The organism is Escherichia sp. SCLE84 (assembly GCF_012584495.1).
Taxonomy (GTDB): Bacteria; Pseudomonadota; Gammaproteobacteria; order Enterobacterales; family Enterobacteriaceae; genus ECMA0423.
Map to the genome: position 1 here is coordinate 3119214 of NZ_CP051430.1, position 13569 is coordinate 3132782.

Here is a 13569-nt window from a genome sequence, read left to right on the forward strand (position 1 = left end):
CTCTGTCGGATCGATAAATAGGGCAAAACAAACGCGCATCAGGCGCTTTTACCGTTGTTAAAAATAGCCAGTTCATCCCAGATGGCGTCAATATGCGCGACAACATCTGGATCTTTTTTGATGGGACGTCCCCATTCACGCTGGGTTTCCCCCGGCCATTTATTCGTGGCATCCAGCCCCATTTTTGAACCCAGCCCGGAGACAGGCGAGGCAAAATCCAGATAATCAATAGGCGTATTTTCTACCAGAACAGTATCCCGCGCCGGGTCCATACGGGTGGTAATCGCCCAAATCACATCGTTCCAGTCGCGTGCGTTGACGTCATCATCGCAAACGATCACAAATTTAGTGTACATAAACTGGCGTAAGAACGACCAGACGCCCATCATGACGCGCTTCGCGTGTCCGGCGTACTGTTTTTTGATCGTCACTACCGCCAGACGATAAGAACAGCCTTCCGGTGGCAGGTAAAAATCGACAATTTCCGGGAACTGTTTTTGCAGAATCGGCACAAACACTTCGTTCAACGCCACGCCCAGTACCGCAGGTTCATCAGGCGGACGCCCGGTATAGGTGGAATGGTAAATCGCATCTTCACGCTGGGTAATATGCGTCACAGTAAAGACAGGGAAACTATCGACTTCGTTATAGTAACCGGTGTGGTCGCCATACGGCCCTTCCAGCGCCGTTTCACCTTGTTCGATATACCCTTCCAGCACAATCTCCGCACTGGCGGGCACTTCAAGGTCATTGGAGATACACTTCACCACTTCGGTCTTGGTACCGCGCAGCAATCCGGCAAACGCATACTCTGAAAGTGTATCCGGAACGGGGGTGACTGCACCGAGAATCGTGGCGGGATCGGCACCCAGCGCCACAGAAACCGGGAAACGTTCGCCCGGATGCGCCGCACACCACTCCTGATAATCCAGCGCGCCGCCGCGATGCGACAGCCAGCGCATAATCAGTTTGTTTTTACCAATCAGCTGCTGGCGATAAATGCCCAGATTCTGCCGCTCTTTATGCGGGCCGCGCGTCACTGTCAGCCCCCAGGTAATCAGCGGCGCGGCATCTTCCGGCCAGCAGGTCATAATGGGAATGCGATTGAGATCGACGTCATCGCCAGAGACGATTTTTTGTTGGCAGGGCGCACCACGCAGCCGCTTTGTCGGCATGTTCAATACTTGCTTAAACTGCGGCAGTTTATCAAACAGGTCGCGGAAACCTTTTGGCGGCTCCGGCTCTTTCAGAAACGCCAATAATTTACCAACTTCACGTAGCGCCGAAACATCTTCCTGCCCCATGCCCATTGCCACGCGCTTTGGCGTACCGAACAGGTTGCACAGCACCGGCATTGAGTAGCCTTTAGGGTTTTCGAACAACAGCGCAGGCCCACCGGCACGCAAAGTGCGGTCAGCAATTTCAGTGATTTCCAGATGCGGATCCACCGGGAGCGTGATACGTTTTAGCTCACCCTGCTGTTCAAGCAGTGTCAGGAAGTCGCGTAAATCGTTATATTTCATGGCGTCCATTGTAGCCTCTTAATCTACGCCCATTATACGGCGTTCATCTTTGCGATGCTGTAAATTTGTTAAATTAGCGTGAACTCTGACGGTATAACGCAAACCGGGGAATATAATTAACTTAGCGTAAAGCTTTTGCTATCCTTGCGCCCCGATTAAACGGATAAGAGTCATTATGCAATCCTGGTATTTACTGTACTGCAAGCGCGGGCAACTTCAACGTGCCCAGGAACACCTCGAAAGACAGGCTGTGAATTGCCTGGCACCGATGATCACCCTGGAAAAAATCGTGCGTGGAAAACGTACTGCAGTCAGTGAGCCATTGTTTCCCAACTACCTGTTTGTCGAATTTGATCCAGAAGTGATTCATACCACGACTATCAACGCGACCCGCGGTGTCAGCCACTTCGTGCGCTTTGGCGCGTCGCCAGCGATAGTCCCATCGGCGGTGATTCATCAGCTATCGGTATATAAACCGAAAGACATTGTCGATCCGGCAACCCCTTATCCGGGTGATAAGGTGATTATTACCGAAGGCGCGTTCGAAGGCTTTCAGGCCATTTTCACCGAACCCGATGGTGAGGCTCGCTCCATGCTATTGCTTAATCTTATTAATAAAGAGATTAAGCACAGTGTGAAGAACACCGAGTTCCGCAAACTCTAAAACGCAATCCCAAACAGTGTTTTGACATTGGCATCCGTGGTGGCAGCCAGCCATGCGGCATCTTCTCCACGCCAGTGCGCAATACGTTGCAAAATATGGGGCAGATGGGCTGGCTCGTTGCGCCGGGATGATGGCTTTGGCGTGAGATCGCGCGGGAGCAGATACGGCGCATCAGTTTCGATCAGCAATTTCTCCGCCGGAATCAACGGCAACAATTCCCGCAGCTCCAGCCCGCGTCGTTCATCGCAAACCCAACCGGTAATGCCGATATAAATTCCACGCGCCACGCACGCCTGCATCTCTTCGCGTGTGCCGGTAAAGCAATGAAGAACCGCACCAGGCAGTTTATCCAGCCACGGCTCCAGCAATGTCATAAACCGCTCGTGGGCATCGCGACAGTGCATAAATACCGGCATGTTTAAATCTGCGGCAATGCGTAGCTGGGCAACAAAAGCGCGTTCCTGCTCTTCCGGCGTCGAAAAGTTGCGGTTAAAGTCGAGACCACATTCACCAATCGCCACCACTTCTGGCTGCGCGGCCAGCTCAATAATCGCTTCTTCAGTCGCAGCTTGCCACTGGCTGCTGTCGTGAGGATGTACGCCCGCCGTTGACCAACAGGACGAATACTGACGCGCCAGCTTTTGCGCCTGCTGGCTTTCACGCAGGTTAGTGCCGGTGATGAGTAGCCCATTAACTCCCGCGTCAAAAGCGCGCGCTACAACATCATCACGGTCTTTCGCAAATTGCGAACTGGTCAAATTAACGCCGATATCAAACATCCTGTACTCCATATGACAACCGCCCTGACGGGCGGTTGAATTTATTCTTCAGTTTTTTCGCTTTCTGCTTCAGCGTCGTTTTCCTCTTCCCGATTTCGCCCTTTACCAACGTAAAAGCGTGAGAAGAAGACACCGATTTCAAACAGACAGTACATCGGGATCGCCAACAGCGTTTGCGAGAAGACATCCGGCGGTGTCAGCAGCATCCCGACAACGAATGCACCAACCAGCACATACGGGCGTTTTTTGCGTAAGTCTTCTGGCGAGGTAATCCCCATCCAGCACAGCAGCACAATTGCCACAGGCACTTCAAAGGAGACACCAAACGCCATAAACAACGCCATAACGAAGCTTAAATAGCTGGCGATGTCGGTGGATACCTGTACCCCTTCCGGCGCGGTATTGGCAAGGAAGCCAAATGCCAGCGGAAAGACCACAAAGTAGGCGAACGCCATGCCGATATAAAACAGCAGAGAGCTGGAAACCAGCAGCGGCACCACCAGGCGACGTTCATGCTTATACAGCGCTGGGGCGATAAATGCCCACACCTGATAGAGAATCACCGGCGCTGACAGAATCAGCGACACCATAAAGGTCAGCTTGATCGGCGTAAAGAACGGCGAGGCCACGTCGGTGGCGATCATCGTTGAACCTTGCGGCAACTGCTTGATCAATGGCGCGGATACCAGGTGATAGATGTCATTGGCGAAATAGACCAGACACAGGAATATCACGATCACCGCGATAATGCAGTTCAGCAGACGCTTACGCAGCTCAATTAGATGCGTGATAAGCGGTTGAGTATCTTCTACAGACATGTTTACGGTTTATCACTCGACGAAGGGGAAGGTGCAGCGGTTTTCGGTTCAGCGTCCGCAGCAGGTTTTACCACCGGCTCTGGCGTGGTTTCTGGCTTCTGTTCCGGCGAACTGGCCTGCGTTTGTGCAGCGGCAGGCGTTACGCCCTCATGCGCAGCTTCATTATCTTTCACCACCGGGTTATGGATGGTGTGCGCTTCATCGCTCGCCTTTTCAGGATCGTTTGCAACGTAGGAACGCTTCATCGACTCCGCGGCCTGGCGTAGTTCATCCATCGACGCTTTCAGTTCGGGCGTCAGGTTAGTGAGGCTCGCCTTTTCAACCTTTTTCAGACTGTCCTGAAACTCCTGGAGTTTTAACTCCTGGGTCAGTTCGTTCTGCACCGTTGTCGCCAGTGAACGCAACGCGCGAATCCAGCCCGCTACCGTTTTTACCGCCACAGGCAGTCGTTGCGGCCCCAGAACGACGAGGCCGATGATGAACACCAATAGCAGTTCGCTAAAACCGATATCAAACACGGATTACACCTGCTCTTTATCGTGGCGCTTCGCGTCTTCTGTTTTAGCCTGTTCCTGATTCGTATCCGCCTGCTTATCGGCGATAGTTTTCGCAGTAAAATCAGCATCCTGACTGGTTTTATCCTGCTTTGGTTCATCATCGCTCATTGCTTTTTTAAAGCCTTTGATCGACGCACCAAGATCGGAACCGATGGAGCCGAGCTTTTTGGTGCCAAAAAGCAGTACAACGATGACGGCAATAATCAATAACTGCCAAATACTGATACCACCCATACATGTTCCTCTGTGGTAGATGATGATTAAACAAAGCCGCATTATACGTTACACGGCCCGCCTTGAGCGATGAAAAAATCAGCGTGTTTTGCGCCAACCGACAAACCAGGCGATCAGACCACCTGCCATTAACCAGCCGGGCATCAGCCCCCACTCAGGTCGGCTGACCAACAAGAATGTGCCACTTAATACTAACGTAGCGCCAATTCCGAGAAAATAACGCGATTGTCCCTGACGTACATGATTTGACTGAAGCTCGCGGGCAATCTTATCAACACTGTGCTGTAAATACTTGCCCTGGCGCAAACTGTCGTAAACCAGTTCAGGCAGTTCTGGCATTTTTTCGACCCAGAACGGCGCTTTTTCTTTAAATGCTCTCACCAGCGCAGGAATACCGACCTGATCTTTAATCCACGACTCCAGGAAAGGCTTCGCCGTTTTCCATAAATCGAGTTGCGGATAAAGCTGGCGTCCTACCCCTTCGACGTAGAGCAGGGTTTTCTGGAGTAACACCAGTTGCGGCTGCACTTCCATATTGAAGCGACGCGCCGTATTAAACAGATTTAACAGTACATGTCCAAACGAAATTTCGGCCAGCGGTTTCTCAAAGATAGGTTCACAGACCGTACGAATGGCAAATTCGAACTCTTCAACGTTGGTATCTGGTGGCACCCAGCCAGAATCGACGTGTAGCTCTGCCACTTTGCGATAGTCGCGATTAAAGAAGGCGATAAAGTTTTCTGCCAGATAGCGTTTATCTTCTTTGTTTAGCGAGCCAACAATCCCGCAATCAATGCCGATATATTTCGGGTTTTCCGGGTGTTCATAGCTTACGAAGATGTTGCCAGGGTGCATATCGGCATGGAAAAAGCTGTCGCGAAAGACCTGAGTGAAGAACACCTGCACGCCGCGTTCCGCCAGCAATTTCATGTTGGTGCCGTTTTTCTCCAGCGCCGCAACATCAGACACCGGAATGCCGTAAATGCGCTCCATCACCATCATCCCTTCACTACAATAGTCAGGGTAAACTTCCGGGATGTAGAGCATCGGGCTGTCTTCAAAATTGCGCCGAAGCTGAATGGCGTTGGCAGATTCCCGCAGCAAATTCAGTTCATCAATCAATGTCTTTTCGTACTCGCGCACCACTTCGGTTGGGCGCAGACGGCGACCATCCGGCAGCAAACGCGGCACCCAGCGAGCCAGACGGTAGATAAGTTTCAGATCCGCTTTAATAACCGGCAAAATATCCGGGCGGATGACTTTAATCACCACCTCTTTACCATTCGATTTCAATCGCGCGGTATGAACCTGGGCGATAGAAGCAGAAGCCAGCGGCTTGATTTCAAAATCGTCAAACCACGCTTCTACCGGCAAGCCGCCCATTGCAGCTTCAATCTGCTGCTTCGCCAGCTTGCCATCAAACGGAGCAACTTTGTCCTGCAATAACGCCAGCTGATCGGCAATATGCGGTGGAAAAAGATCGCGGCGGGTTGATAACATTTGCCCGAACTTGATCCAAACCGGCCCCAGTTCTTGCAGGGCCAGTCGTAGTCGCTCACCTAAAAGTTTGTCTTTATGCCGATTTGGCATCCAGAATAATGAGTATCGCCATAGCCGTAGCGGCAGGGTGATACGCATTTTGGGGATCAGTTCATCAAGTCCGTAGCTTAAAAAAGTGCGAATGATGAAATATAGGCGCCGTACTTCACCTGGCGTCATTTAGCCTCCAGTTTTTCCAGCCGTTTGGTCAGGGCATCAACAGCACGCTCGACGGCAGCCGTCTCTTCCGCAAACCAGGCCACTTCAAGCGGACCGGGTGCCATACGCCACTCTTCAGTAATGGCTTCCGCCACATAACGTTGCTGGCGCTTAATGCCGTGATGCAGGAACTTTGCGCCTCCGCGCATGGCTTTGCTGATTCCTTCAGCGGCGATATCACCGGTATAAGGGGCCAGCAGTTCCGCAGGGTCGAACTCTGCCAGATCTGCCAGCGCAACGAAGTTTTGCACCACCTGAATATCGCCCTGCACTTCCAGCTCACCACTGCGAATCAGTGCGGTAAGCTGCTGGCGATCGCGAAGTTTCGGCAACACACTGGCGTAGGCGATAACGGTGCAGTCAGCATCGCCTGCCCATTCGCCCAGTACATCAACCTGGCGTTCGCTGAACACCAGAATCAATGACGTCGAAAAGCCTTTTACCTCCACGCGCAATACTTTACCCAGCAGACGCGAGCGGGCTGTTTTCAGCGCGGGTGAGCGATACAGGAAGGTGTTGAGCAGACTTTCAATTCCTGCCGTCACTAAAGGTTTAAAAGGCATTTCCGGTCTCCTGTCAGAACTTATAACCACGATGCAGCGCCACAACCCCCGCCGTCAGATTGTAGTAGTCGACACTTTCGAATCCGGCATCCTGCATCATGGCTTTCAGGGTATCCTGATCGGGATGCATACGGATGGATTCTGCCAGATAACGGTAGCTGTCGGCGTCGTTCGCGACCAGTGAGCCAATACGCGGCAGCACATGGAAGGAGTATGCATCATAGGCTTTGCTCAGCGGCTCGATAATTGGCTTCGAGAACTCAAGCACCAGCAGGCGGCCGCCGGGTTTCAGCACGCGATACATTGAACGCAGTGCTTTATCTTTGTCGGTGACGTTACGCAGACCAAACGAAATGGTGATGCAATCAAAGGTGTTATCCGGGAACGGCAGCGCCTCAGCGTTCGCCTGAACATACTCAACGTTGCCAATCACACCGATATTACGCAGCTTCTCGCGTCCCATTTTGAGCATGGATTCATTGATATCAGCAAGGACCACTTTGCCAGTTTCTCCGACCAGGCGGGAGAATTTCGCTGTCAGGTCGCCGGTGCCACCAGCCAGATCCAGCACGGTCTGCCCACGGCGTACGCCGCTGCAATCAATCGTGAATCGCTTCCACAAACGATGAATACCAAATGACATCAAATCATTCATGACATCGTATTTTGATGCCACGGAATGGAAAACGTGGGCGACCATATCCGCTTTTTGTTCCTTCGCGACGGTCTGAAAACCAAAGTGCGTCGTTTCTTGTGACTTATCCACCATCTCAATGCCTGCTCATCAAAAAATTGTTCCAGAAGTGTAACAGATTGGGCGTCGATGCCCTAGATTTCTACCCGGCTTAACTACCCCTAATGGGCTAGCGCGACTGCTGATTATATTCATCATCGCGTTGATAAGCTTCATCATTCGGCTGCTCCGGAACCGACCGAAGTCGATACTCTTCATCCTGGCTCACCGCCTGTTCAGCCAAATCCGGATTAATCTCGCGTTTAATTTCTACTCCTAAACCGCGAAACGCTTCTGCCTGCGCCAGCACATTTCCGCGACCTGAAGAGAGTTTTTTCATTGCCTGGCGGTAGTTATCCTGCGCTTTGTCGAGACTTTGACCAATCGCGGACATGTCATCGATGAACAAACGCATCTTGTCGTACAGCTTGCTGGCACGATCGGCGATTTGCTGGGCGTTGCGGCTTTGATGCTCATAACGCCACAGGTTGGCAATAGTACGCAACGCCACCAGCAGCGTAGTCGGGCTAACCAGCATGATATTGTTTTTCAACGCTTCGGTGATCAGCTCCGGCTGGCGGTCAAGCGCCAGTAAAAAAGCGGGTTCAACGGGAATAAACATCAGCACGTAATCCAGAGTTCGCAGCCCCGGCAGCTGTTGATAATCTTTGCGTCCCAGCAAACGGATATGGTTACGCACCGACGCGATATGTTCCTGTAGCGCGCTTTCGCGGGTGTAGTCGTCTTCGGCGTTAAAATAGCGTTCATAGGCGACCAGCGTCATTTTGGCGTCGATCACCACATCTTTTCCCTGCGGCAGCCGCACGATGACATCCGGCTGCATCCGCGAGCGGGCGTCATTTTCGATGCTGACCTGGGTTTCATATTCATACCCTTCACGCAGACCGGAAGCCTCCAGCACCCGCGTCAATACTACCTCGCCCCAGTTGCCCTGGGTTTTATTGTCGCCTTTCAGCGCGCGCGTCAGGTTGATCGCTTCCTGGGCCATTTGCGCGTTGAGTTGCTGGAGATTGCGAATTTCGTGGGTCAGGGTATGGCGTTCTTGTGCTTCTTTACCGAAGCTGTCCTGAACCTGACGGCGGAAACCGTCCAGTTGTTCACGTAGCGGCGACAACAGGCTGTTCAGACTCTGACGGTTTTGCTCATCAACCCGGCGATTGCTGTGCTCAAAAATACGGTTGGCGAGGTTTTCAAACTGCTCACTGAGGCGCTGCTCGCTGTTAATCATCTGGCGAATTTTATCGTCAGCATGTTGCTGTGCGGCTTCCATCCGCGTGGTTACTTCACGCAGATCGGCCTCCAGAGAGGTGTTAATACTTTGCAGGCTGCGCACTTCGTTATTGAGTAACTCGCACTCTGCACGCCAGTGCTCGCTTTGGGTAATTTGTTGTTTTGCCGCGCTTAACTCCGCGACCATCTCTTCACGTTCAGCTAATTGCTCGGCTTTTTGCTGCGCATGTTGATAACTGGCAAACAGCCAGCCAATTGCCACACCCACCAACGCAATAACTGCGTAAACCATGATTGAGAAATCCACAACGCCTCCTGACGCAACAACTTACCCGCACAAAATAGAATTGTGCTGTACAAACGTCCAGTTGGAAAGGCATTTCCTGCGAGGCGCTACGCAAAAATACAAAAGGCCGAACGCGTCGGCCTTCAGACAGGAGAAGAGAATTACAGCAGACGACGCGCCGCTTCCACCACGATTTTCACCGCTTGGCTTTCAGTTTGTTTCATCGTCTCAGCATTCGGGATCTCTTGCTGGGTGCGGTTAACGATAACACCCGCTACCATACCGGCACGCAGGCCCTGACTTGCACACATGGTCAGCAGGGTTGCAGATTCCATTTCATAGTTCATTACGCCCATCGCCTGCCACTCTTCCATAGAACCTTTAAAGTGACGAACTACGCGACCAGAGTAAGTATCGTAACGTTCCTGGCCTGGGTAGAAGGTATCAGAAGAAGCTGTCACGCCAACGTGAGTTGTCGCGCCAATGGATTTCGCAGCTTCAACCAGCGCAGTCGTACATTCGAAATCAGCGACAGCCGGGAATTCCAGCGGTGCGAAGTGCAGGCTCGCGCCATCCAGACGGACAGACGCCGTGGTAACCAGGACATCACCCACATTAATATGCGGCTGAATAGCGCCCGTTGTACCGATACGCAGGAAGGTGCGAATGCCCAGCTGTGCCAGCTCTTCAACAGCAATAGAGGTAGACGGGCCGCCGATACCGGTAGAGCAGACGATAACAGGTTTACCATCCAGCTCTGCACGCCAGGTAGTGAATTCGCGGTGAGATGCCAGCTTAACCGGCTTATCCATCAGCGCGGCGATCTTTTCCACACGATCCGGGTCGCCAGGGACGATGGCAAGCGTAGCCCCTTGTAAATCGTTTTTAGTGAGGCCGAGATGAAAAACATCAGACTTGGACATATACAACTCCTCTGTGAATCGGTTTAGTCAGAAGAAGCAAAAAGACACTTTACCGAAGGGTTTAACATTTTTTCGTGATACTCATCACCATGACGCAAATGCGTTGCATAAATTTACCCACCAAAAGTGATTCAAATCACATAAATCACTCTTCATTCTGCAGGACTGCATAAAAGATGAGCCGATTCAGGCAATGTGATTTGTTGCATGCTGACTATAGTTAACATTGCGCAACATTTTTATAAGGGTACGGAGAATACCATGGCAACAACACAACAATCTGGATTTGCACCTGCTGCATCGCCTCTCGCTTCGACCATCGTTCAGACCCCGGACGACGCGATTGTGGCGGGCTTCACCTCTATCCCTTCACAAGGGGATAACATGCCTGCTTACCATGCCAGACCAAAGCAAAGCGATGGCCCACTGCCAGTGGTCATTGTAGTGCAGGAAATTTTTGGCGTGCATGAACATATCCGCGACATTTGTCGCCGTCTGGCGCTGGAGGGGTATCTGGCTATCGCACCTGAACTTTACTTCCGCGAGGGCGATCCGAATGATTTTGCCGATATCCCCACGTTGCTTAGCGGTCTGGTAGCAAAAGTGCCTGACTCGCAGGTGCTGGCCGATCTCGATCATGTCGCCAGTTGGGCATCCCGCAACGGCGGCGATGTTCATCGTTTAATGATCACCGGATTCTGCTGGGGTGGACGTATCACCTGGCTGTATGCCGCGCATAATCCACAGCTAAAAGCCGCAGTGGCGTGGTACGGCAAACTGACGGGCGATAAGTCGCTGAATTCACCGAAACAACCTGTTGATATCGCAACCGATCTTAACGCGCCGGTTCTCGGCTTATATGGCGGTCAGGATAACAGCATTCCGCAGGAGAGCGTTGAAACGATGCGCCAGGCGCTGCGGGCTGCTAATGCGAAAGCAGAGATTATCGTCTACCCGGATGCCGGGCATGCATTCAACGCTGATTATCGCCCGAGCTATCATGCCGAATCTGCGAAAGATGGCTGGCAGCGTATGCTGGAATGGTTTAAGCAGTATGGTGGGAAGAAGTCGCTGTAATGAGAAAAGACCGGGTGGTATTACCACCCGGTTTGGATTTACCCCAGACGCAAATTCTGCGCCGCCTGCACCATGTTCGCCAGTGCCGCGCGGGTTTCTGGCCAGCCGCGCGTTTTCAGGCCACAGTCTGGGTTGACCCACAGGCGCTCTGCCGGAATGCGTTTTGCCGCTTTCTTCAGCAGGGCTTCAATCCATTCCACGCTCGGTACGTTTGGCGAGTGAATGTCATAGACGCCTGGACCGATTTCATTCGGATAATCAAACTCTTCAAACGACTCCAGCAACTCCATGTCGGAACGCGAGGTTTCGATGGTGATGACGTCTGCATCCAGCGCCGCAATGGAATCCATGATGTCGTTGAACTCGCAATAACACATGTGAGTGTGGATTTGTGTGTCATCTTTCGCCACGGCGGCGTTGATACGGAAGGCCTCTACGCCCCACTGGAGATAGGCGTCCCAGTCGCTACGACGCAGTGGTAAACCTTCGCGCAGCGCCGGTTCGTCAATCTGGATGATACCAATCCCTGCCGCTTCCAGATCGGCCACCTCATCACGCAGCGCCAGCGCAATCTGTTTGGCGATGGTTTCACGGCTGACATCTTCACGCGGGAACGACCAGCAGAGTATGGTCACCGGCCCCGTCAGCATCCCTTTCACCGGTTTGTCGGTCAGCGATTGCGCATACTTCGCCCACTCCACGGTAATCGGTGCCGGGCGACTAACGTCACCAATAACAATCGGTGGCTTCACGCAGCGGGAACCGTAGCTCTGTACCCAACCGTTTTGCGTAAAGACAAACCCGTCGAGGTGCTCGCCAAAGTATTCCACCATGTCATTACGCTCGGCCTCGCCATGTACCAGCACATCCAGTCCCAAACGTTCCTGTTCAACAATGGCCTGCCTGATATGTTCCGCAATGCCCGTGCGGTAGTTATTGGCGTCGAGATTGCCCTTTTTGAAATCCAGACGCAGGGTACGAATTTCCGTGGTTTGCGGGAAAGAACCAATCGTGGTGGTCGGCCACGCTGGCAGTTTAAAACGCGCACGCTGGGCTTCGGCACGCACTTCATAGACATTCGCACGCTGGCTGTCCTGGGCGGTGATCGCCGCCAGACGCTTTTCTACCGCCGGATTATGTACGCGGGTAGAGTGACGACGTGCCTGAATCGGGGCGCTCCACTCTGCCAGAGCTGCCGTGTCACCACTGTTCAGCGCATCGCGCAGCAGTGCCAGTTCATGGCATTTTTGTAGGGCGAAGGCAAACCAGCTTTTCACTTCTGCATCAAGACGCGTTTCCACGCTCAGGTCGATGGGGCTGTGCAGCAACGAGCAGGAAGATGCCACCCACAAATCACGTTTGCCGACAATGTCCTTAATTTGCGCATATTTCTCGGTAAGATCGGCGCGCCAGACGTTACGACCATTGATCAGACCCGCAGACAGCAACCAGTCAGAAGGCAGGCGCTTGTGCAGTTCAGCAACGTCATCTTTACCATGTACGAGGTCAACATGCAGACCCTGAACAGGCAGCGCAGTAATCGTGTCGAGATTTGGCGTTACGCCTTCAAAATAGGTGGTCAGCAGCAGTTTCACCTGTCCCTGGAGCGCGTCGTAAGCGGGTTTGTATGCGTCCAGCCACGCCTGTGGTAGTTCCAGTACCAGCGCGGGTTCATCAATCTGTACCCACTCGATGCCGCGTTTCGCCAGTTCTGCCAGCACTTGCTGATAAACCGGCAGAATGTCGTTCAGCAGGCTAAGGCGGTCAAACTGTTCACCTTTCACTTTCCCCAGCCACAGGTAAGTAACCGGCCCCAGCAGCACAGGCTTAACGTTGTGGCCCAGCGCCAGCGCCTCGTCCACTTCCTCCAGCAGCTGCGTCCAGGTCAGTTTGAACTGTTGGCCTTTAACGAATTCCGGCACCATGTAGTGATAGTTGGTGTTAAACCATTTGGTCATTTCCGCTGCCGCCGCAGGTTCGCCAGTCGGCGCACGTCCACGACCAATACGGAACAGGGTGTCGATATCTACCGAACCGTCTTTGTTCTGATGACGTGGCGGAACATTACCCAGCAGCAGACTGGTGGTCAGAACATGATCGTACCAGGCAAAATCGCCCACCGGCAGCAGGTCGATACCCGCTTGCTTTTGTTGATCCCAGTGACGAGCACGCAGTTCACGCCCTACTGTCAGCAGTTCTTCACGCGTGGAGTTCCCCGCCCAATAACTTTCTTGCGCTTTTTTCAGCTCGCGACGCAGGCCAACGCGAGGGAAACCGAGGGTGTGATTAAGAATTGTCATTATATGATATGCCCCTTATGGAATTTTTAGTATTTAGCCGTCCAGATGTTTACACATCCATAATTGGCGGTTACTGTATATTCCTCAAGCGCAAATTATTCAT

The 13569-nt window shown here is 52.6% G+C and carries 13 protein-coding genes; 2 read left to right on the top strand and 11 right to left on the bottom strand.

The genetic code is table 11. The features are described from left to right. Positions 1–38 precede the first annotated feature (38 nt). Complete coding sequence (ubiD, locus tag HGD79_RS15145) at positions 39–1532, bottom strand: 4-hydroxy-3-polyprenylbenzoate decarboxylase (RefSeq protein WP_115177387.1); 1494 nt, start codon at positions 1530–1532, stop codon at positions 39–41. Between the two features lie 166 nt (positions 1533–1698). On the opposite strand from ubiD, the gene rfaH reads away from it, so the two are divergent. Beyond that, entirely contained in the window at positions 1699–2187 is a 489-nt protein-coding gene (gene rfaH, locus HGD79_RS15150; RefSeq protein WP_001192396.1) for a transcription/translation regulatory transformer protein RfaH, read from the top strand. On the opposite strand, the gene tatD is transcribed toward rfaH, so the two are convergent. The 9 genes from tatD to udp form a co-directional block, all read right to left on the bottom strand. Beyond that, positions 2184–2966: a 3'-5' ssDNA/RNA exonuclease TatD gene (gene tatD, locus HGD79_RS15155; protein ID WP_001296978.1), complete on the bottom strand. Its 783-nt coding sequence runs from the start codon at positions 2964–2966 to the stop codon at positions 2184–2186. The genes rfaH and tatD overlap by 4 nt on opposite strands. A 41-nt stretch (positions 2967–3007) precedes the next feature. Then, positions 3008–3784, bottom strand: a complete 777-nt coding sequence (gene tatC / locus HGD79_RS15160) for a Sec-independent protein translocase subunit TatC (protein WP_000109943.1) — start codon at positions 3782–3784, stop codon at positions 3008–3010. 2 nt (positions 3785–3786) lie between these two features. Further along, positions 3787–4302, bottom strand: coding sequence for a Sec-independent protein translocase protein TatB (gene tatB, locus HGD79_RS15165; RefSeq protein ID WP_000459594.1), 516 nt, complete (start codon positions 4300–4302; stop codon positions 3787–3789). A 3-nt stretch (positions 4303–4305) separates the two neighbouring features. Then, entirely contained in the window at positions 4306–4575 is a 270-nt protein-coding gene (gene tatA, locus HGD79_RS15170) for a Sec-independent protein translocase subunit TatA (protein ID WP_001295260.1), read from the bottom strand. A gap of 78 nt (positions 4576–4653) precedes the next feature. After that, positions 4654–6294, bottom strand: a complete 1641-nt coding sequence (ubiB, locus tag HGD79_RS15175) for a ubiquinone biosynthesis regulatory protein kinase UbiB (RefSeq protein ID WP_000187530.1) — start codon at positions 6292–6294, stop codon at positions 4654–4656. Next, positions 6291–6896: a ubiquinone biosynthesis protein UbiJ gene (gene ubiJ / locus HGD79_RS15180; protein WP_001295259.1), complete on the bottom strand. Its 606-nt coding sequence runs from the start codon at positions 6894–6896 to the stop codon at positions 6291–6293. Before ubiJ ends, ubiB begins: the two co-directional genes overlap by 4 nt. 13 nt (positions 6897–6909) lie before the next feature. Then, positions 6910–7665 carry a bifunctional demethylmenaquinone methyltransferase/2-methoxy-6-polyprenyl-1,4-benzoquinol methylase UbiE gene (gene ubiE, locus HGD79_RS15185; RefSeq protein WP_000227958.1) on the bottom strand — a complete coding sequence of 252 codons (756 nt, stop codon included), beginning with the start codon at positions 7663–7665 and terminating at the stop codon, positions 6910–6912. Between the two features lie 94 nt (positions 7666–7759). Then, positions 7760–9187 carry a DNA recombination protein RmuC gene (rmuC, locus tag HGD79_RS15190; RefSeq protein ID WP_000347714.1) on the bottom strand — a complete coding sequence of 476 codons (1428 nt, stop codon included), beginning with the start codon at positions 9185–9187 and terminating at the stop codon, positions 7760–7762. A gap of 140 nt (positions 9188–9327) precedes the next feature. Next, positions 9328–10089, bottom strand: coding sequence for a uridine phosphorylase (gene udp / locus HGD79_RS15195; protein ID WP_000045180.1), 762 nt, complete (start codon positions 10087–10089; stop codon positions 9328–9330). A 261-nt stretch (positions 10090–10350) separates the two neighbouring features. Here udp and HGD79_RS15200 point away from each other — a divergent pair, with 261 nt between their 5' ends. Continuing rightward, complete coding sequence (locus HGD79_RS15200; RefSeq protein WP_001296987.1) at positions 10351–11166, top strand: dienelactone hydrolase family protein; 816 nt, start codon at positions 10351–10353, stop codon at positions 11164–11166. A gap of 38 nt (positions 11167–11204) precedes the next feature. On the opposite strand, the gene metE is transcribed toward HGD79_RS15200, so the two are convergent. Then, positions 11205–13466: a 5-methyltetrahydropteroyltriglutamate--homocysteine S-methyltransferase gene (metE, locus tag HGD79_RS15205; RefSeq protein WP_000153973.1), complete on the bottom strand. Its 2262-nt coding sequence runs from the start codon at positions 13464–13466 to the stop codon at positions 11205–11207. Positions 13467–13569: the final 103 nt, after the last annotated feature.